Annotated in this window: 16 protein-coding genes; 9 read left to right on the top strand and 7 right to left on the bottom strand. The window is 49.6% G+C overall.

Annotated elements, in window-relative coordinates; genetic code table 11:
* Positions 1–14 precede the first annotated feature (14 nt).
* The gene (locus ACTHRY_RS10090) at positions 15–1,934 is read right to left on the bottom strand and encodes a TonB-dependent receptor (protein ID WP_440374223.1); all 1,920 of its coding nucleotides are present in this window, start codon (positions 1,932–1,934) and stop codon (positions 15–17) included.
* 308 nt (positions 1,935–2,242) lie between these two features.
* On the opposite strand from ACTHRY_RS10090, the gene fumC reads away from it, so the two are divergent.
* On the top strand, positions 2,243–3,631 hold the full coding sequence (gene fumC, locus ACTHRY_RS10085; RefSeq protein WP_049359952.1) for a class II fumarate hydratase: 1,389 nt from the start codon (positions 2,243–2,245) through the stop codon (positions 3,629–3,631).
* Between the two features lie 50 nt (positions 3,632–3,681).
* Here fumC and ACTHRY_RS10080 read toward each other — a convergent pair whose 3' ends face one another.
* Both ACTHRY_RS10080 and argH read right to left on the bottom strand, forming a co-directional pair.
* Positions 3,682–4,206 (bottom strand): hypothetical protein, encoded by a 525-nt coding sequence (locus ACTHRY_RS10080; RefSeq protein ID WP_049322107.1) that lies wholly within the window; start codon positions 4,204–4,206, stop codon positions 3,682–3,684.
* A gap of 168 nt (positions 4,207–4,374) precedes the next feature.
* Positions 4,375–5,754: an argininosuccinate lyase gene (gene argH / locus ACTHRY_RS10075; protein ID WP_049322108.1), complete on the bottom strand. Its 1,380-nt coding sequence runs from the start codon at positions 5,752–5,754 to the stop codon at positions 4,375–4,377.
* 94 nt (positions 5,755–5,848) lie between these two features.
* Between argH and ACTHRY_RS10070 the strand changes: the two genes are divergently transcribed.
* Positions 5,849–6,886, top strand: a complete 1,038-nt coding sequence (locus ACTHRY_RS10070) for a histidine kinase (protein ID WP_049322109.1) — start codon at positions 5,849–5,851, stop codon at positions 6,884–6,886.
* 200 nt (positions 6,887–7,086) lie between these two features.
* Entirely contained in the window at positions 7,087–9,672 is a 2,586-nt protein-coding gene (acnB, locus tag ACTHRY_RS10065) for a bifunctional aconitate hydratase 2/2-methylisocitrate dehydratase (RefSeq protein WP_049322110.1), read from the top strand.
* A gap of 182 nt (positions 9,673–9,854) precedes the next feature.
* Here the strand turns inward: acnB and ACTHRY_RS10060 are convergent, their stop codons facing one another.
* A complete protein-coding gene (locus ACTHRY_RS10060; protein ID WP_440374222.1) occupies positions 9,855–11,246 on the bottom strand; it encodes a DEAD/DEAH box helicase in 1,392 nt (463 codons plus the stop codon).
* A gap of 432 nt (positions 11,247–11,678) precedes the next feature.
* Here ACTHRY_RS10060 and ACTHRY_RS10055 point away from each other — a divergent pair, with 432 nt between their 5' ends.
* Positions 11,679–12,029, top strand: coding sequence for a hypothetical protein (locus ACTHRY_RS10055; protein ID WP_049322112.1), 351 nt, complete (start codon positions 11,679–11,681; stop codon positions 12,027–12,029).
* 190 nt (positions 12,030–12,219) lie between these two features.
* Here the strand turns inward: ACTHRY_RS10055 and clpX are convergent, their stop codons facing one another.
* Positions 12,220–13,485 carry an ATP-dependent Clp protease ATP-binding subunit ClpX gene (gene clpX / locus ACTHRY_RS10050; RefSeq protein WP_049322113.1) on the bottom strand — a complete coding sequence of 422 codons (1,266 nt, stop codon included), beginning with the start codon at positions 13,483–13,485 and terminating at the stop codon, positions 12,220–12,222.
* A gap of 313 nt (positions 13,486–13,798) precedes the next feature.
* On the opposite strand from clpX, the gene ACTHRY_RS10045 reads away from it, so the two are divergent.
* Together ACTHRY_RS10045 and ACTHRY_RS10040 are read left to right on the top strand one after the other, a co-directional pair.
* On the top strand, positions 13,799–14,707 hold the full coding sequence (locus ACTHRY_RS10045; RefSeq protein WP_432757685.1) for a serine hydrolase: 909 nt from the start codon (positions 13,799–13,801) through the stop codon (positions 14,705–14,707).
* 108 nt (positions 14,708–14,815) lie between these two features.
* Complete coding sequence (locus ACTHRY_RS10040; protein WP_003745777.1) at positions 14,816–15,589, top strand: M48 family metallopeptidase; 774 nt, start codon at positions 14,816–14,818, stop codon at positions 15,587–15,589.
* Positions 15,590–15,652: 63 nt separating this feature from the next.
* Here the strand turns inward: ACTHRY_RS10040 and ACTHRY_RS10035 are convergent, their stop codons facing one another.
* Positions 15,653–16,147: a DMP19 family protein gene (locus ACTHRY_RS10035; protein WP_049322134.1), complete on the bottom strand. Its 495-nt coding sequence runs from the start codon at positions 16,145–16,147 to the stop codon at positions 15,653–15,655.
* Between the two features lie 112 nt (positions 16,148–16,259).
* On the opposite strand from ACTHRY_RS10035, the gene ACTHRY_RS10030 reads away from it, so the two are divergent.
* Complete coding sequence (locus tag ACTHRY_RS10030) at positions 16,260–16,457, top strand: zinc-finger domain-containing protein (RefSeq protein ID WP_003745781.1); 198 nt, start codon at positions 16,260–16,262, stop codon at positions 16,455–16,457.
* Between the two features lie 3 nt (positions 16,458–16,460).
* Entirely contained in the window at positions 16,461–16,817 is a 357-nt protein-coding gene (locus tag ACTHRY_RS10025; protein WP_049322115.1) for a hypothetical protein, read from the top strand.
* Positions 16,818–16,823: 6 nt separating this feature from the next.
* On the opposite strand, the gene mutY is transcribed toward ACTHRY_RS10025, so the two are convergent.
* Positions 16,824–17,858 carry an A/G-specific adenine glycosylase gene (gene mutY / locus ACTHRY_RS10020; RefSeq protein WP_049322116.1) on the bottom strand — a complete coding sequence of 345 codons (1,035 nt, stop codon included), beginning with the start codon at positions 17,856–17,858 and terminating at the stop codon, positions 16,824–16,826.
* A gap of 161 nt (positions 17,859–18,019) precedes the next feature.
* Between mutY and ACTHRY_RS10015 the strand changes: the two genes are divergently transcribed.
* Positions 18,020–19,060, top strand: a complete 1,041-nt coding sequence (locus ACTHRY_RS10015) for a zinc-dependent alcohol dehydrogenase family protein (protein ID WP_049322117.1) — start codon at positions 18,020–18,022, stop codon at positions 19,058–19,060.
* The last annotated feature ends 12 nt before the right edge of the window (positions 19,061–19,072 follow it).

Genomic DNA, 19,072 nt, shown 5'->3' with positions numbered 1-19,072 from the left:
CAGACGGCCTGATTTTAAAAAGCTGCATGCAAACTCAACCAATATGTCCTGCCCGGTGCATACACTACGCTGGGGGATAGGGCGAGGACGTGGTCGCCGCTGATGTATTCGGCGTATTTTTTGTTGAACACGTTGTTCACGCCCAAGCGTAAGCCGTATTTGTCTTTGATGTTCATGCCGGCATACACGTCGGCAACGGTAAAGCCTTTGGCGGCTTCGCGTTTATCTATGCCCAGACCGCTTGCCATATCAAAATCGCCGCGCGTTTGTTTGGCGACAAAGCGTGTTGCGGCACCGATGTTGTAGCTGCCGTGGGCAAAGTAGTTTTTGTAGTCAGCTTGGACGGTGGCTTCAAACGGACGGATTTGATAGAGCGGCCTGCCGTCGGTTTCGTTGTGTCCGTAGTTGTAGGCGGCTTTGATGCCTGCCGCCCAATGCGGATTGAAGTTGTAACGCGCGTAGGCCTGCGCGGTAAACAATCGCGCGTCCACGTTGCGTGTGATGATGCCGCCACCTTTGGAAGCCGTGCCGCTTTGTCCGTGAGCGCGGTCAAAAATAATCAGGTCTTTGACTTTGTCTGCCACAAGTGTGCCGCCCATGTTCCAGCCTGCACCTGCCAACGAGTTCATGTAGCCGTTGTAGTAGTCGTTGCGGCTGTCGGCGGTGAGCTTGATGCGGTTGTGTTTTTCGGTTTTCAGCAGGGGGTTGCCTGCGATGGCGGCGGCTGGGTTTTGGTTCATCAACGCGCCGTTCATACGGTTTTGCACGATGGCGGCAAGTGAGTTGAAGCGTTCGGTGTTGTCGCTGATGCGTTCTAAGTGAGCAAGGGAAACGCTGTATTTTTGCGTTTCAGACGGCGTGAAATCGTATTTGAGTTCACCGGAGAAGGCATGGCGGCGAACTTTGCCGTTGAAGTCGTAGCCGTAATGGGTTTTCCAGATTTGTTGCGATGAAGCGAAGGCAAGGTTGCGGTTCATCGGATGGGCAGGCTGCGCCGTATTTTTGCGAACGTCCGCTTCGTTGATTTCGTAGCTTAAGCCCAAGCCCAGTTTGTGTTGGTCGTTGAACTTGTAAGACAGGGTATCGGCGATGCGCCAGCGGTCGAGGTGTACATCGGCGAAACGGTAGCCGTTGAGGAAATCGCGCATGGCGGTGTGGGCGTTGCGCTCGCCGTTTTGACTGTCGTTACGGTAGCTGACGACGGCGTTGTTGTGGAATTTGCCGAAGTCCGCGTCGTGTTTGAGCGAGAAGTCGTACACTTTGCGGTCAAGTTCTACAAACATTTGCTGCGGCGTGTTGTTTGGGCGTAGGGAGTAGTTGTCGGCATGGCGTTTGAGTTTGATGATGCCTGCTTCCGCGCTGACCGTATTGCTCAAATCGGCATTGCCCCAACGCGCGTTGAGTTTGGCGATGTGGCGTTCGGTATCCAATGCGTCATTGACGAACTGCGGTTGGCGGTCGTTGTTGATGTCATCGTGTAGATAGGTGAGGCGGTATTCCTGGTTTTCAGACGGCACGAAACCGAGTACCAAAGCTTGATTAAAACGGCTGTATTTCCAATCTGTTTGATTGCCGTCGCCGTCTTTATAGCCGTTGGCCTTGGTGTGATTGAGGTTGGCCACGCCGTACACTTTCGCCCCGCGCGCTTGCGCGGTAATGGAATTGTAAAAGCTTTTGCCGTAAAAACCGCTGTTTGCTTTCAGCGGACGGAAGGCTTGGTCTATGTTTTCGGTAACAAAGTAATGATCGCTGCGGTCGGTGCGGTCGAATTGGTTTTCGGGGAAATAGCCTTGTGCGGCGGTCGGAGCAATCGGTTTGGGAGGGGAAAAGGTTTTGACAGGCTGGATTTCATCGGGGTCTGCCAAGGTTTCGGCAAAGCCGTTTGCGGCGGCAAAACCGCTCATTAACAGGTAAACCAAATGTTTTCGTTTCATCTTTATCTCCTGATAATCATTTTTATTTATTATGCTCTTGGAGAGAAACAAAGTAAAGAAACGATAAGGTATTTATTGTCGATAAATACCTAGCGTAGAACACAAATCGACAAGGAGGAAAATTTTTAGAAGAGAGGAGCGGCGGCGCAGGTTGTATTTGTTCCGAAATCGGGTTTTATCTTCTATTAATATTTCAGGTTGATAAAGCAAAAGGCTGTCTGAAAACCCCTCTCTTTTCAGACGGCCTTTTGCTGGGTATAATAAATTTACGAATCATTATTATTTCTGTTTAAATATAGGAGAAACGCATGAGTACCCGTACCGAACACGACACCATGGGCAATGTCGAAGTCCCGTCCGAAGCCTATTGGGGCGCGCAGACCCAGCGCAGCCGCAACAATTTCAAAATCGGCGGCGAAACCCTGCCGCAGCCGCTGATTTATGCTTTGGCGTTGGTGAAAAAAGCCGCCGCCGCCACCAATGTTTCCCTCGGCAGGATTAAGCCTGAGCAGGCGGATTTGATTACGCAGGCGGCGGACGATGTGTTGAACGGCAAGCTCGACGGGCAGTTTCCTTTAGTAGTATGGCAGACTGGCTCCGGCACGCAGTCCAATATGAACATGAACGAAGTGCTGGCAAACCGCGCCAACGAAATCGCCGGTACGGGTTTGGCGGCGTACCAGCCCGTCCATCCCAACGACCATGTGAACCACGCGCAATCGACCAACGACGCGTTCCCAACCGCCATCCACGTCGCCGCCGCGATTGAAATCAACCGCCACCTTATTCCGGCGGTAAAAGCCCTGCGCGACACATTGGACAAAAAAGCCAAAGAATTCGCCCCCATCGTCAAAATCGGCCGCACCCATTTGCAGGACGCGACGCCGCTGACTTTGGGACAAGAATTTTCCGGCTACGTTTCCCAACTCGACCACGGCTTAGGCCGTCTGAACGATGCGCTCAAAGGTTTGTACGAACTCGCCTTAGGCGGCACGGCAGTCGGTACGGGTTTGAACAGCCATCCCGAATACGCCGAAAAAGCCGCCGCCAAACTTGCTGAACTGTCCGGCTTGCCGTTTGTCAGCGCGCCGAACAAATTTGAAGCCTTGGGCGGACGCGATGCCGCCGTTGCCGCTTCGGGCGCATTGAAAACGCTGGCGGCAAGCCTGAACAAAATCGCCAACGACATCCGCTGGCTGGCAAGCGGGCCACGCTGCGGTTTGGGCGAAATTAAAATCCCCGAAAACGAGCCGGGTTCGTCCATCATGCCGGGCAAAGTCAACCCGACCCAATGCGAAGCAATGACCATGGTGTGCTGCCAAGTGTTCGGCAACGACGTTACCATCGGCATGGCAGGCGCATCGGGCAACTTTGAGCTGAACGTCTATATGCCCGTTATCGCCTACAACCTCTTGCAATCCATCCGCCTGTTGGGCGATGCGTGCAACAGCTTCAACGAAAACTGCGCCGTCGGCATCGAGCCCGTACCGGAAAAAATCGACTATTTCCTGCACCATTCCCTGATGCTCGTTACCGCGTTAAACCGTAAAATCGGTTACGAAAACGCCGCCAAAGTCGCCAAAACTGCCTACAAAAACGATAAATCGCTGCGCGAAACCGCCATCGAATTGGGCTTGCTGACAGGCGAAGAGTTTGATGAATTGGTTGTTCCTGCCGATATGGTTCATCCGCGTTAAGCTTTAATAATGAAACATGCCGTCTGAAAATGTTTTCAGACGGCATGTTTTTATGCTGCGCTTGTCTTTTCTTCGAATAGGGCAAAAATCATTGGCGTCAGATTGACGACTATTAGAAACATTATTGAGCTCAAAAATGTACGCCAGGCATAATGCCACGCTTCCGTTCTGTCTGCTTGGGGGAGGAGCGATGCAGAATAGCGGTTGTGTAGGGTTTTTGCGGTGTCATTGTTTTCCAAATAGTCCAACGAAAGTACCAATAATTTGCCCGTGTCCTTGTGTTGTAAGAATTTGGCATGTTCTACCCAGATGCCCGGCTTGGCGTGTTCGCATAAAGATTCAATGCCGACGCAAGAGGCCAAGCTGTTTTGGTTGTTTTGCAAAATTGACAGCTCGTTTTTTTCAGCCTGCATGGTGGCGGCGGAGGTTTGATGAAGGTATGCGCTCATGCCGTTGCTCTCTATTGCTTGAAAATCATGGAGCTGGCTGAATCCGCCATTTCCCCAGGCAACGAATACGGCATAGCATCCGCTGAATAGGCAGATCATAGCCAATTTTAAGACAATGCTTTTCATCCTTGCTCCTTTTGTTTGAAGATAGCGGCAAAGTCAGGAGGCGTGTTTTCTCGTTTGAAGGTAAGTTTAGGTTTTATCTGTTTTTATTTTGAGGTTGAGTGTAACACGGGTAATCAAAAGGCCGTCTGAAAATTTTCAGACGGCCTTTTATTGTGTGTTTAGATGGGCTTAAGCCAACAATTCACGCCAGCGTTTCACTTGGAAACGGACTTGTTCAGGCGCGGTGCCGCCCAAGTGGTTGCGCGCGTTTAAGCTGCCTTCGGGTGTCAGTACAGTGTACACATCGTCGGTAATCAAACCGCTGAAACCTTGCAGGACTTCAAGCGGCAATTCGCTTAAATCAACGCCAGCTTCATCGGCATGGCGCACGGCTTGGGCAACGACTTCGTGGCTGTCGCGGAAAGGCATGCCTTTTTTCACTAAGTAATCCGCCAAATCGGTAGCCGTTGCAAAACCCTGCATTACGGCGGCGCGCATATTGTCGGGTTTGACGGTCACGCCGCGCATCATGTCGGCGTAAATGCGCAGGGTGTCGATAAGCGTGTCGGCAGTATCAAACAAAGGCTCTTTGTCTTCCTGATTGTCTTTGTTGTATGCTAAAGGTTGCGATTTCATCAGGGTAACCAGGCCGATCAGGTGGCCAATCACGCGACCGGATTTACCGCGCACGAGTTCAGGTACGTCGGGATTTTTCTTTTGCGGCATGATGGACGAGCCGGTGCAGAAACGGTCGGCAATATCGATAAAGCCGAAACGCGGGCTCATCCATAAAATCAATTCTTCGGAAAGACGGCTCAGGTGAACCATAATCAGAGAAGCGGCAGCCGTGAACTCAATGGCAAAATCGCGGTCAGATACGGCATCAAGCGAGTTCTGGCAGATTTGCTCAAAGCCCAGCAGCTCGGCGGTAATTTCGCGTTGAATCGGGTAGGTGGTACCGGCAAGGGCTGCGGCGCCGAGCGGCATACGGTTGACGCGTTTGCGGCAGTCGGCCATGCGCTCGAAATCGCGGCCGAGCATTTCAACGTAGGCGAGCATGTGATGCCCGAAGCTGACCGGCTGGGCGACTTGCAGGTGGGTAAAGCCGGGCATAACGGTTTCGGCGTTTTGTTCCGCCAAATCAACCAAGGCCGTCTGAAGGTTTTGAATCAGGCTTTGAATAACGGTAATTTGATCGCGCAGCCACAGGCGGATGTCGGTAGCGACTTGGTCGTTGCGGCTGCGGCCGGTGTGCAGGCGTTTGCCGGCATCGCCGATTTTGTCGGTAAGGCGGCGTTCGATGTTCATGTGGACATCTTCCAAATCCAGCGACCAGGAAATCGTTCCTCCTTTGATTTCTGCTATAATCTCGGCCATGCCCTGACGGATGGCGGAGAGGTCGTCTTCGCTCAAAACGCCCGACTGTGTCAGCATTTGCGCATGTGCCAGCGAGCCTTGGATGTCCCATTCTGCCAGTCGTTTGTCAAAATCAATCGAGCCGGTATATTTTTTGACCAGCTCGGAAACAGGTTCGTTAAAACGGCCTGACCAGGTTTTGTCCTTGCTCATATCAGCATCCTTAAAATATAAATAAAAAAAACAGGGTCTACGTCTTCAATATAGCAGACCCGTCTATACATTATGAAAGAAAACGGTTGAAATCATGTCTATTATACGTCAAATAAACCAGAATTTCGCAGTGCCGGATTTGCGCAATTCCGCAACTCTGGTGCGCCTGCTCATTGTTTTGTTAATCAGTTTGTTTATCTTTCCGTTGATGACGGTATCGGGTGTGCCTTATCCGGAACAGATTTTCCAACATTTTTCATGGGCTTGCCCCGTCATCCTTTTAATTCTACTTAAGGTCTATTTTTTACAGGCATTTGCGCCGTCCCTGCTTCGCTCGCAGTACAGCGTCGTGGTTTCCTACGTCTCCAACCTGCTGATTTTCTTGTTTGTCGATTTAGTGATTTTGAAGACAGAGATTTGGCCGCTGATTCAACACTTCTTCTTGCTGACCTTTTTTTGTTTCAGTTTCATGTACATCGAAGCGGCTCGTCGCAACAGCCTCGCGCCTTCCATTTCCGAAGCCAGACTGAGCGCGTTGACGGCGCGTATCCGTCCGCATTTCTTGTTTAACAGCCTGAATGCCGCCATCAGCTTAATCCGTCTGCGTCCGTATGATGCGGAAACTTTGCTGGAAAATCTGGCCAACCTGTTCCGCGCACAACTGCGTGACGGTAGTCAAAACAGCACCTTGGGGCAGGAAATTGAGTGGGCGCAGGAATATATTGCCATCGAGCAAATCCGCATGGGACATATGCGCGTACAGGTCATGTGGCAGCACCATGCGCCTGATGATGCGGAAACGCCGCATCTGCTGCTGCAACCGCTTTTGGAAAATGCCGTATTCCATGGTGTCGAATCCATCCACCGTCCAGGGATAATTACGGTATTAACAAAATTGGAAAAATCATCTATTTTCATCAGTATCGAAAATCCGTGCGGAACGGAACCTAACGAAAATACCAAGCCGCATAAAGGTAATTCTATGGCTCTGCGCAATCTGAAAGAACGGCTGATTTTGATGTATGACACCGACGCGAAAATCAGAAACATCCAATCAGACGGCCTGTTCCGCGTTGAAATCATATTGCCGTATCGTAAAAAATCAGCCGAAGTTTCCCGTCTGTTTGGCTAAAATGCATAGAAGAAGGTGGCTTTAGATAGGTTAGGCTATTAATACATTAAATAAAATAGTTTAAATTTATTACATTCAGTAACATAACTGTTCCCATTTTTTGAAAACTGGTCTATGATGATCAAAAGGATTGTTCACAATCCTTAATTGCAAATCATTTGCAACTGCCCAGAAGAAAAAACAGAAAAAGGAACAAAGAGATGTTAGAAGCCTATCGTAAAGCCGCCGCCGAGCGCGCCGCCCTTGGTATTCCCGCCCTTCCTCTGACTGCTCAGCAGACTGCTGATTTGGTTGAGCTACTGAAAAATCCACCTGCCGGTGAAGGTGAATTCTTGGTTGAGCTGTTGGCTCACCGCGTACCACCCGGTGTGGATGATGCCGCCAAAGTTAAAGCCTCATTTTTGGCAGCCGTTGCCGAAGGCAGCGCATCCAGCCCGTTGATTTCCCCAGAGTACGCTACCGAACTGTTGGGTACCATGCTCGGCGGTTACAACATTCATGCACTCATCGAACTCTTAGACAACGACAAACTTGCGCCTATTGCTGCAAATGGTTTGAAACACACTCTGCTGATGTTCGACTCTTTCCACGATGTTCAAGAAAAAGCCGAAAAAGGCAACAAATACGCGCAAGAAGTTTTGCAATCTTGGGCGGATGCCGAATGGTTCACTTCTCGTGCCAAAGTTCCCGAAAAAATCACCGTTACCGTCTTTAAAGTCGACGGCGAAACCAATACAGACGACCTCTCTCCCGCGCCTGACGCGTGGAGCCGTCCCGACATTCCGCTGCACGCGCTGGCGATGCTGAAAAACCCGCGCGACGGCATCACGCCCGACAAACCGGGCGAAGTCGGTCCGATTAAATTGTTGGAAGAACTCAAAGCCAAAGGTCATCCCGTTGCCTATGTCGGCGACGTGGTCGGTACCGGTTCTTCACGCAAATCCGCGACCAACTCTGTGATTTGGCATACCGGCGAAGACATTCCGTTCGTACCGAACAAACGCTTCGGCGGCGTCTGCTTGGGCGGAAAAATCGCGCCGATTTTCTTCAATACCCAAGAAGACTCCGGCGCGCTGCCGATTGAAGTCGATGTTTCCGCACTGAAAATGGGCGATGTCGTCGATATTCTGCCTTATGAAGGCAAAATCGTGAAAAACGGCGAAACCGTTGCTGAGTTCAGCCTGAAATCCCAAGTATTGCTGGACGAAGTGCAAGCCGGTGGCCGTATCAACCTGATTATCGGTCGCGGTCTGACCGCCAAAGCGCGCGAAGCCCTGAAACTGCCTGCTTCCACCGAATTCCGCCTGCCGCAAGCGCCTGCCGAAAGCAAAGCCGGTTTCACGTTGGCACAAAAAATGGTCGGTCGCGCCTGCGGTCTGCCCGAAGGACAAGGCGTACGTCCGGGTACTTACTGCGAACCACGCATGACTACTGTCGGCTCGCAAGATACTACTGGCCCGATGACCCGCGATGAGCTGAAAGACTTGGCTTGTTTGGGCTTCTCCGCCGACATGGTAATGCAGTCTTTCTGTCACACCGCCGCTTATCCAAAACCTGTTGATGTGAGAACACATAAAGAATTGCCTGCTTTCATCTCTACCCGTGGTGGCGTATCCCTGCGTCCAGGCGATGGCGTGATTCACTCATGGCTCAACCGTCTGCTGCTGCCTGATACAGTGGGTACCGGCGGCGACAGCCACACCCGTTTCCCTATCGGTATTTCTTTCCCTGCCGGCTCCGGCTTGGTTGCTTTCGCAGCAGCTACCGGCGTAATGCCGCTCGATATGCCTGAGTCCGTATTGGTACGTTTCAGCGGCAAGCTGCAACCGGGCGTAACCCTGCGCGATTTGGTAAACGCCATTCCGCTGTACGCGATTAAACAAGGTCTGCTGACCGTTGCTAAAGCCGGTAAGAAAAACATCTTCTCCGGCCGCATCCTCGAAATCGAAGGCCTGCCTGATTTGAAAGTGGAACAAGCCTTTGAATTGACTGACGCATCTGCCGAACGCTCCGCAGCAGGCTGTACTGTGAAGCTCAATAAAGAGCCGATTATCGAGTACATGAAATCCAACATTGTGTTGATGAAAAACATGATTGCCGACGGCTATCAAGATCCGCGCACTTTGGAGCGCCGTATCAAAGCCATGGAAGCATGGTTGGCAAATCCTGAGCTGCTCGAAGCAGATAAAGATGCCGAATACGCTGCCGTGATTGAAATCAACATGGACGACATCAAAGAGCCGATTATCGCCTGCCCGAACGACCCGGACGACGTATGCTTCATGTCCGAACGTTCCGGCACCAAAATCGACGAAGTGTTCATTGGTTCTTGTATGACCAACATCGGCCACTTCCGCGCTGCCTCCAAACTTTTGGAAGGTAAGTCCGACATCCCCGTCCGCCTGTGGATGGCGCCGCCGACCAAAATGGACGCGAAAGAGTTGTCCGACGAAGGCCACTACGGCGTACTCGGCCGTGCAGGTGCGCGTATGGAAATGCCGGGCTGTTCGCTGTGTATGGGTAACCAAGCCCAAGTACACGAAGGCGCGACTGTCATGTCCACTTCCACCCGTAACTTCCCGAACCGCTTGGGTAAAAACACCTTCGTTTACCTCGGCTCGGCTGAGTTGGCAGCAATCTGCTCCAAACTGGGTAAAATCCCGACCGTTGAAGAATACCAAGCTAATATCGGTATCATCAACGAGCAGGGCGATCAAATCTACCGCTACATGAACTTCAACGAAATCGACAGCTACAACGAAGTAGCCGAGAAAGTAAATGTTTAATGTAACAAGGTAAACCGATTTTCAGACGGCCTTAAATAATAAAGGCCGTCTGAAACGGAAAAATAAAGGGCGTGTTCATCACGTCCTTTTTATTTTTAGTTTAATAAAAGGCCGTCTGAAAGATGAGTTTCAGACGGCCTTTGTTAGGATAAATAATCAGAAAACCGATTAATTAGCGTTGTTTATTTTACGCCAAAACCAGGTTGGAGTAGGGCGCAAGGCTGACGCTCGTGACGGCTGCGGCGTGTTCTGCCGGCAATTTTGCCGCAGGCAATACCCGGGTCATTTTTGTCTTCTGTTTTTTTCGAGTTTTTGTCCGAATTGCTCGCATATTCGCTGCGTTTGTTTCTGTCATCGCGGCGGGAGCGGCTGTCGTTGTGTTGACTCTGGTGTGTTTCAGCTTCATCTTGGTTGCCGTTGCCCCACCAATGCGGCTCAAAGCCTTCGATGCGTTCTACTTTCAAATCGCTGCCGGTCAGCTCTTTAATGGCTTCAAACATTTTTTGTTCGGTTTTATCCATCAAGGAAATGGCAACGCCGTCAGCACCTGCTCGGCCGGTACGTCCGATGCGGTGGACGTAGTCTTCGGGTTGGGTCGGCAACTCGTAGTTGATGACGAAAGGCAACTCAGCAATATCCAGGCCGCGTGCAGCAACATCGGTGGCAACCAAAACGCGTAATGTACCTTCTTTAAAGGCGTTGAGGGTTTCCAGTCGGCTTTGTTGGGATTTGTCGCCGTGGATGGATTGCGCGGCGATATTGCGGCGGACGAGGTCGCGGGTAACTTGATCGACGCTTTGTTTGGTTTTGCAGAATACAATGACTTGATTCATATGCAAATCAACAATCAGGCGTTCGAGCAGGTCGCGTTTTTTGAGTGCATCAACGGCAATGATGTGTTGCTCGACATTGGCGTTGGTGGTGTTTTGCGCGGCCACCTCGACCATTTCAGGCGTGTGCATAAAATCTTGTGCAAGCTTGCGGATAGGCGGTGAGAAAGTGGCGGAGAAAAGCAGGGTTTGTCGCTGTTTGGGCAACATCTGCATGATTTTGCGGATATCGTCGATGAAACCCATATCCAGCATACGGTCGGCTTCGTCGAGTACGACGATTTCAACTTTGTTTAAATTGATGTTTTTTTGTTTGACGTGGTCGAGCAGTCGGCCAACCGTAGCAACAACGATTTCGCAACCGGCGCGCAAGTCGGCAGTTTGTTTGTCCATATTGACGCCGCCGAAGAGGACGGTGTGGCGCAAAGGGAGGTTTTTAATGTATGCCTGTACGTTTTGGTCGATTTGATCAGCCAGTTCGCGGGTCGGGGTCAATACCAGCATGCGGACGGGGTGCATGGCCGGGGAAGTGCTGGATGTGGCGTAGCGTTTCAGGCGTTCGAGGCTGGGCAGCATAAAGGCGGCGGTTTTGCCTGTGCCGGTTTGTGCTGCGGCTAAAAGGTCGTGTCCGGCCAAAGCCTTAGGAATGGCTGCGGCCTGGATAGGCGTCGGGTTTTCATAACCCTGATCGGTCAGGGCAGAGACCAATTCGCTGCCTAAACCGAGTGAAGAGAAAGGATTCATGATAGCGGCTTTCTGTTCAGACGGCCTTTTGCATAATAAGGCCGTTTGAAAAAATCTGATTCTGAAATGGACAAACCGCAGTATGGTGTCGATTCTGCGGTTTGAAAAAAATAGGGTACCGAAAATCCGTCAAGTAGTCCATTATGCCATAAAACGAAGGACTCCCCAAATGATGGCGACAGCTTTGATTGGCCTGATTTTGATATTTTTACAGTCTAAGAGAAGAAAAATAAATTGATCGGCAAGGTTTTGAGTTTATTGAGGATTAAGCATTTGTCTTAACGTCAATAGGATTAATTTATCAAAAACTTACAGGCTAAAATGAAACTAAATTGGAATTGGGTACTCAATATTGAGGTGCAGGGCTGTTTGACAGCCTGTATCTCCCGTTTAACGGTAAACCATAAAATTAAAATTTAGGAATATACAATTATGAAAACTTTATTGATCGCTCTTGCAACCGGTAGCCTGATGTTGGCAGCTTGTTCTTCTTCCAAACCTGCTGAAGAAGCGGCAGCGCCACGCGTCACTGTTGAAGAAGCAATGACCCAATGCCAACAGGCATCTGGTGAAAATGCTGACCGCGCTGTGTTTGATGCCTGCATGAAAGACAAAGGCTATCAACGTACCGCTGAATCAGCTGCTTCCGAGCCTGCTGCCTCTGAACCAGTAGCAGCGCCTGAGGCTGTTGCTCCTGAAGCTGCCGCATCCGAGCCTGCTGCTAAAGCTGCTCCTGCTAAAGCCGCTCCTGCAAAAAAAGCTGCTAAAAAAGTGAAAAAATAAGCTTCATAAAATTCAAGGTAGTCTCGCTCATCAATACTCCGGATGAAAGCAGGCTGTAGAGCAACTTGAAGACAAAGGCCGTCTGAATATGTTTCAGACGGCCTTTGTTTCGTATATGGAATTGTTCGGCAATATGGTTTAATTCAAAAAAAGACGTATACGGTTACACGTCTTTTTCAAAGAATCAGTTTTACTGTTTGTATTCGCTGCCGTCTTTTCGGAAAAGTTTTGGCTGTTCGCCTTTTTCCACGACCTCTTTATTGATGACGACTTTGGCTACGTCTTTCAAATCAGGCAGGGCATACATGGTGTCCAAGAGGCAGCGTTCGACGATAGAGCGCAGGCCGCGCGCACCGGTTTTGCGTTCCATTGCCAGTTTGGCGATGCTGCGCAAAGCGTCTTCTTCAAACTCAAGGCCAACATCTTCCATTTCAAACAAGGTTTGATATTGTTTGACCAAGGCGTTTTTCGGTTCGGTCAAGATATTGACCAAAGCGTCTTCGTCCAATTCCGCCAATGTGGCAATCACGGGCAGACGGCCGATCAGCTCGGGAATCAAACCGAATTTAATCAAGTCTTCAGGCTCGACGGTTTCAAACAGGGCTGAAATATCGGCGTTTTCATCTTTGCTGTGTACCGCCGCACCAAAGCCGATGCCGCCTTTTTCAGTGCGTTGGCGGATGACTTTTTCCAAGCCGGCAAATGCGCCGCCGCAGATAAAGAGGATGTTGGTGGTATCAACATTGATGAATTCTTGGTTCGGATGTTTGCGGCCGCCTTGAGGAGGAACGCTGGCCACCGTACCTTCAATCAGTTTCAGCAAGGCTTGTTGCACACCTTCGCCGGATACGTCGCGCGTGATGGACGGATTGTCGCTTTTGCGTGAGATTTTATCGATTTCATCGATATAAACGATGCCGCGCTGGGCTTTCTCAACGTCAAAATCACATTTGCCCAAAAGTTTGGTGATGATTTGTTCGACGTCTTCACCGACATAACCGGCTTCGGTCAAAGTTGTGGCATCTGCCATAACAAAAGGGACATCCAGTTTGCGCGCCAAAGATTGCGCCAACAGGGTTTTACCTGAGCCTGTCGGACCGATAAGCAGGATGTTGGATTTGGACAATTCAACCTTGCCGTCTGCTTTTGGATGGCGCAGGCGTTTGTAGTGGTTGTAAACCGATACCGCCAACGCTTTTTTTGCGTGTTCCTGGCCGATAACGTGGTCGTTGAGGTTGGCAACGATTTCGGCAGGGGTAGGCAGTTTTTTCTCGGCGTTTTCTTCTTTTACTTTGGCAAATTCGTTTTCAATCTCGCCGGATTCGTTGTCTTGCAGCATTATGCCGCAAGTTTCTACACATTCGTTGCAGATGAAGGCGTGTTCGCCTTCGATCAGGTTTTTAACGTCGTTTTCAGACTTCCCGCAGAATGAACAGGTGCGTTTTTCTTCAGACATAATAATTTCTTCGTATGGTTGTATGGAGGCTGTGTTGTAAAGGGGGAACAGATATTTCGGGCGTATTGCCGGATTGAGGGAATGCCTCTGACAAAGGAGCCTAAGTATAATGACTATCTTGTGTTTTTTCAAATCAGAGCAGGCATTGCGCCGTATCGTCTAAGAAACAGATGCGGACGTTGGATTTGAATATCTCGCAAACAAACGCAAAGTTTTCTCAACTCGCTTTACAATTAGCGAAAAATTTAACAGAATGTTGAATTAAATGTATTTTTTTGAATTGGCAGATATGAAATTCTATAAAACTTTAGGAATGGTATGGACAGGTGTGGCATTGGCCTTTGCTTCTGCGCCTGCCGTTGCCGATGATATGGATGTATTGGGACAATTTTTGGAGCAAAATTTCCCAGTGCAAAATGATCCGCTGGAAGCTTTTGCGTTGAGTCATGCCGACCAAGTCGAAGCTCAAGCCGCTTTGGCAGGCCCTCTGTTGTCTTCGCAATCTGCTTTGATTTTCAATAATAAAACCGGTGAAGTGCTGTATCAGAAAAACCCTGATCGTGTCATGCCGATTGCCTCTATTTCCAAATTGATGAGCGCGATGGTGGTGTTGGATGCGCATCTTGATATGAACGAGCCTATCACGATTACCGAGGCTGAAATCGACCGTTTGAAAGGTACAGGCAGCCGTTTGAGCATCGGCACGACGCTGACACGCGGCGAACTGTTGCACCTGAGCCTGATGAGCAGTGAAAACCGTGCTACTCATGCATTGGGCCGTACGTATCCGGGCGGTATGAGCGCATTTGTTGCGGCTATGAATGCCAAAGCGCAAAGCCTGGGTATGACCAGCAGCCGTTTCTATGAGCCTACCGGTTTGAATTTCCAAAACGTTTCCACTGCACGCGATTTGAACCGAATGGTTGCGGCAGCCAGCAAGTATCCGCTGATCCGTAAAAATTCTACTTCAAATTACGGCTCAGTTTGGACGGCAAACGGTCGTCAAAACTACAAAAACTCCAATGCCTTAGTGCGTGAGGGTAGCTGGAATATCGAATTGCAGAAAACCGGCTATATCCGCGAGGCAGGACGTTCTATGGTGGTTAAGGCCAATGTACAGAATCAGCCGATTACCATCGTATTGCTCAACTCTCCGTCTTCTACAACCCGCGTGAACGATGCGCGTAAGATTGAGTCTTGGATGCTTCAGCGCCGTTCTTAAATATTACGCTTAAAGGCCGTCTGAAACCGTTCAGACGGCCTTTTGTGTAAAGGGTATTAAATTTGGGTACAATGTCGTTACATTAATTTTAAAACACAGAGAGAAAACATGTTGAAAAAATGGAATAAAAAATATTGGGCCGGCATGGGTGTGATTTTGGCGTTGACCGGCTGTACTTCTGTAGCGGATATGGTTGGCTACGATACTGCGACTTTAAATGAAGACGCGGCTAAAAGTTACTCACAAGTCATTCAAAACGCGCGTGGTCAAAAAGCTTTGGATGTTTCATCTCCAACCGCTCAACGCGTTCAACGCGTGTTTGCACGTCTGCGTCCTCATGCTGAGCGCGCCAACAAAACCGGCGTGCCTTTCAACTGGCAGATGAACGTTATCCGCAGTGATGAAATGAACGCATGGGCAATGCCGGGCGGTAAAATGGCCGTGTACACCGGTATAGTAGAAAAATTGAAGCTGACGGATGATGAAATTGCCGCCGTTGTCGGCCATGAAATGACCCATGCTCTATTGGAACACAGTAAAAAAGCTTTGGGCGGACAAGTATTGACCGGTTTGGGCGGTTCGATTTTAGCTAGCTCAACCGGTGTGGATGGTGATTTGGTCGGCTTGGGTGCAGATTTGTTGGCAACCAAACCGTTCTCACGCCATCAGGAAAGCGAAGCGGATGCCGGTGGTGTACGTTTGATGGCTGAAGCAGGCTACAACCCTGAGGCTGCGGTAAGCGTGTGGGAAAAAATGAACAAAGTACAGGGCGGTAGCTCATTGTCTATTTTGTCGACCCACCCAACCAATCAGGCGCGTATCAATGCAATCCGCAAAATGTTGCCTGAAGTAATGCCGATTTATCAGAAAAACAAACGTTAATTTGATGTACTTATAATTTTGCCGGTTTGAACAGATGATTCAAACTGGCAAAGTTTTATGGTTTCAGTCTGACAGTTTGGCAAATTTATCCCAATTTGCTTGAACGTAGGCTGCTGCGGTTTCCAAGTCTTCGTCGGCAACGTCATAATAATCGCCGTCAAGCTCTTCAAAATCGGGAAAAGCTTTACGGATTTCGTCGAAATCCCTTTGCTCATCTGCCATTTTTTCAATGGCTTCGCCGTGTTTTTCGTACAAGGTTTTGGCTTTGTCTAAGATTTTCGGTATCGGTTTGATGCGCCAGCGGCGCAGGCTGTCGGTAACCGGATTGCCGAAGATGTATTCTCCGTATCCTGAAGCGATAAGCTGTACGAAGCCGCCTTCTTGAACCTGGCTGTCGAGATAGCAAAGGGCGGTCAATGTATGCTGTTCGTCGTTAAGGCCGGACATTTCCTCATCTCCTGCCTGTTCGGTGTGGTCCAAATAGGCTGCGCTGAGTGTATAAAGAAATGAAGCGGAATCGGAAGTATCGAAATCTTGAAGGCGGAGCAGGGTAGTCATCATCATCAAAGGCCGTCTGAAAAAAGTGATTATATAATGTTTTCAGTCGAACCTAGCGGCCGTTTTGCTTTACAATATCGGAAGATAAGAAAACATAGTGAGGAACCAAACCATGAGTACACAGTCTGAAAAAAACGTTGTAGTCATCAAGCCGCAGGATTTGCCGCTGCATTGCTCCGGCCCTAATCATGAAACATGGAACGGCCATCCGCGCGTGTTCTTGCCGATTCAGTCCAATAGTGAGATTGAATGCCCATATTGCGGCACTTATTACCGTCTTGATGGCGAGATTCCGCATCACCATTACTAATCTATGCCTATGTTGAACAAAATCATCTGCGCTTTGTGCCTGAGTTTGTGTGCTGCGTGCGGCTCGTATAAGGCCGTGCGCCCTGATGCGCCGTTACCGGTCATTGCACAGGCGCAGACGTATTCTGTCCGTTATCAATCCGTACAAGGTCGGACGATTACTGCAATTTATATCAACAGCCACAGCCCGATGATGGTTGAGCTGCGTGAAGGCAATACGGTTGAGAAACTGGTGCAAGTCCGCTTGCGCAGTCAGGGTGTCGAGTACGCCAATCCAAGCTCGCGTTGGCAGATTGGCGACGGGTTTGCCGTGCTGATTCGCGGCGGAAAAGAAGTTGTATTTAAAGAGATTGTGGAATAGGGCGGTTTAGCCTTTAGCCAAATATTTGATTAAAGGTTTGGGCAAACCATAATCCGCCAAATGTTCCGATGATATCCAAAGGCCGTCTGAAAGATGTTCAGACGGCCTTTGTTTCGTCTGAAAAGGGGTAATCATCAATAAGCGGTGGGTCAGGCGGTGGGTAAACGTGGTTTGTTCTTCAAGGTCGTCTGAAACAATGCCGAAGCGTTTGGCGTAAGCATACAAATCGTCTAATTTTTCAAAACAGGGTACGCAATACAGACCGCCCCAAATGCCTTTGGCAGGGCGTTTTTCAAGCAATAATGCGCCGTCAGTGTTATGGATAATCAGCCAGTAAAGCGGTAGGGTTTGCACTTCGGGAGCAGTTTTTTTGCGGGGAAGCTCGTCAATGCGGTTTTGTTTTTTTGCTTCGCAGATGTCTGCCATAGGGCATTGATGACACAAAGGTTTTGTCCGTTTGCAGACGGTTGCGCCCAAATCCATCAAGCCTTGCGTGTAGGCAGGCATATCAGTGTTTTCAGACGGCAGCAGGCTTTCGGCAAGCGTCCAAAGCGAGTTTTCAAATTTCTTATCTTGCGGATTGCCGTCTTGAGCAAAGACACGGCAGAGAACGCGTTTGACGTTGCCGTCCAAGATGGTTTCTCGTCGGTTAAAAGCAAAGGCAGAAATGGCGGCAGCGGTACTTCTGCCTACGCCGCAGAGCGTTTCTAAGTCTTTGCGTTCGGATGGAAAGATACCGCCGAATTGTCCGATGACTTGTTGCGCGGCTTTGTGCAGGTTGCGTGCGCGGCTGTAATAGCCCAAGCCTGCCCACAAGGATAAAACCTCGTCTTGCGGCGCGGCGGCAAGCGATTGCACAGTTGGGAATTTGGCTAAGAAACGCGGATAGTAGTCCAATACGGTAGCAACCTGCGTTTGTTGGAGCATGATTTCTGAAAGCCAGACGGAATAGGGGTCTTTGACCTGCCAAGGCAAGTCGTGACGGCCATGCTGCTGCTGCCAATCGATGAGTCGTCGCGCGAAGGATGTGGGTATGTTCATTAATATTTACTTTTTAAGTATTTATTTTTAAAACAGTATGTTACAGTATAACATAAAAATAATAATCAGGATTGACTTATCTGATGTAGGGGTATATAAATATAGTTAACGTGGATTTACGCTGTATTGTTAAAGTTTATTAACTGCTCAAGGAGATTCACATGAAAGCAATGGTTTATCACGGCGCAAACGACATCCGTTTTGAAGAAAAACCCCGTCCGCAGATTATCGATCCGACCGACGCGGTGGTGAAAATCGTCAAAACCACGATTTGCGGTACTGACTTGGGTATTTGGAAAGGCAAAAACCCCGAAGTCGCCGACGGTCGTATTCTCGGCCATGAAGGCATCGGTATTGTAGAAGAAGTCGGTGAGGCTGTAAAAAACATCAAAGTCGGCGATAAAGTCATTATTTCATGCGTCAGCAAATGCTGTACTTGTGACAACTGCAAAATCCAACTCTATTCACACTGCCGCAACGGCGGTTGGATTTTGGGCTACATGATTGACGGCACGCAAGCCGAATACGTCCGCACGCCTTATGCCGACAACAGCCTTGTTCCGCTGCCTGACAACGTCAATGAAGAAGTCGCCCTGTTGTTGAGCGACGCCTTGCCGACCGCCCACGAAATCGGCGTGCAATATGGCGATGTCAAACCCGGCGACACCGTCTTCATCGCAGGCGCAGGTCCTGTCGGCATGTCCGCCCTGTTGACCGCCCAACTGTACAGCCCTGCTGCCATCATCGTCTGCGATATGGACGAAAACCGTTTGAAACTGGCGAAAGAATTGGGCGCAACCCATACCGTCAGCCCTGCTTCAGGCGACGTATTCAAACAGGTCTTTGCCATCGTCGGCGACGACGGCGTGGATTGCGCCATCGAAGCGGTCGGTATCCCTGCAACTTGGAATATGTGCCAAGATATCGTGAAACCCGGCGGCCATATCGCTGTGGTTGGCGTACATGGTCAATCCGTTGATTTCAAACTGGAAAAACTGTGGATTAAAAACCTTGCCATCACAACAGGCCTGGTTAACGCGAATACCACCGAAATGCTGATGAAAGCCATTTCCAGCAGCTCAGTGGATTACACCAAAATGCTGACCCACCATTTCAAATTCAGCGAATTGGAAAAAGCTTACGATGTATTCAAACACGCTGCTGAAAACCAAGCCATGAAAGTGGTTTTGGAAGCGGATTGATTTGAAAATCGC

This window comes from Neisseria sp. P0004.S004, from assembly GCF_051963335.1.
Taxonomy (GTDB): domain Bacteria; phylum Pseudomonadota; class Gammaproteobacteria; order Burkholderiales; family Neisseriaceae; genus Neisseria.
This window is presented reverse-complemented; position numbering and strand designations above follow the sequence as displayed.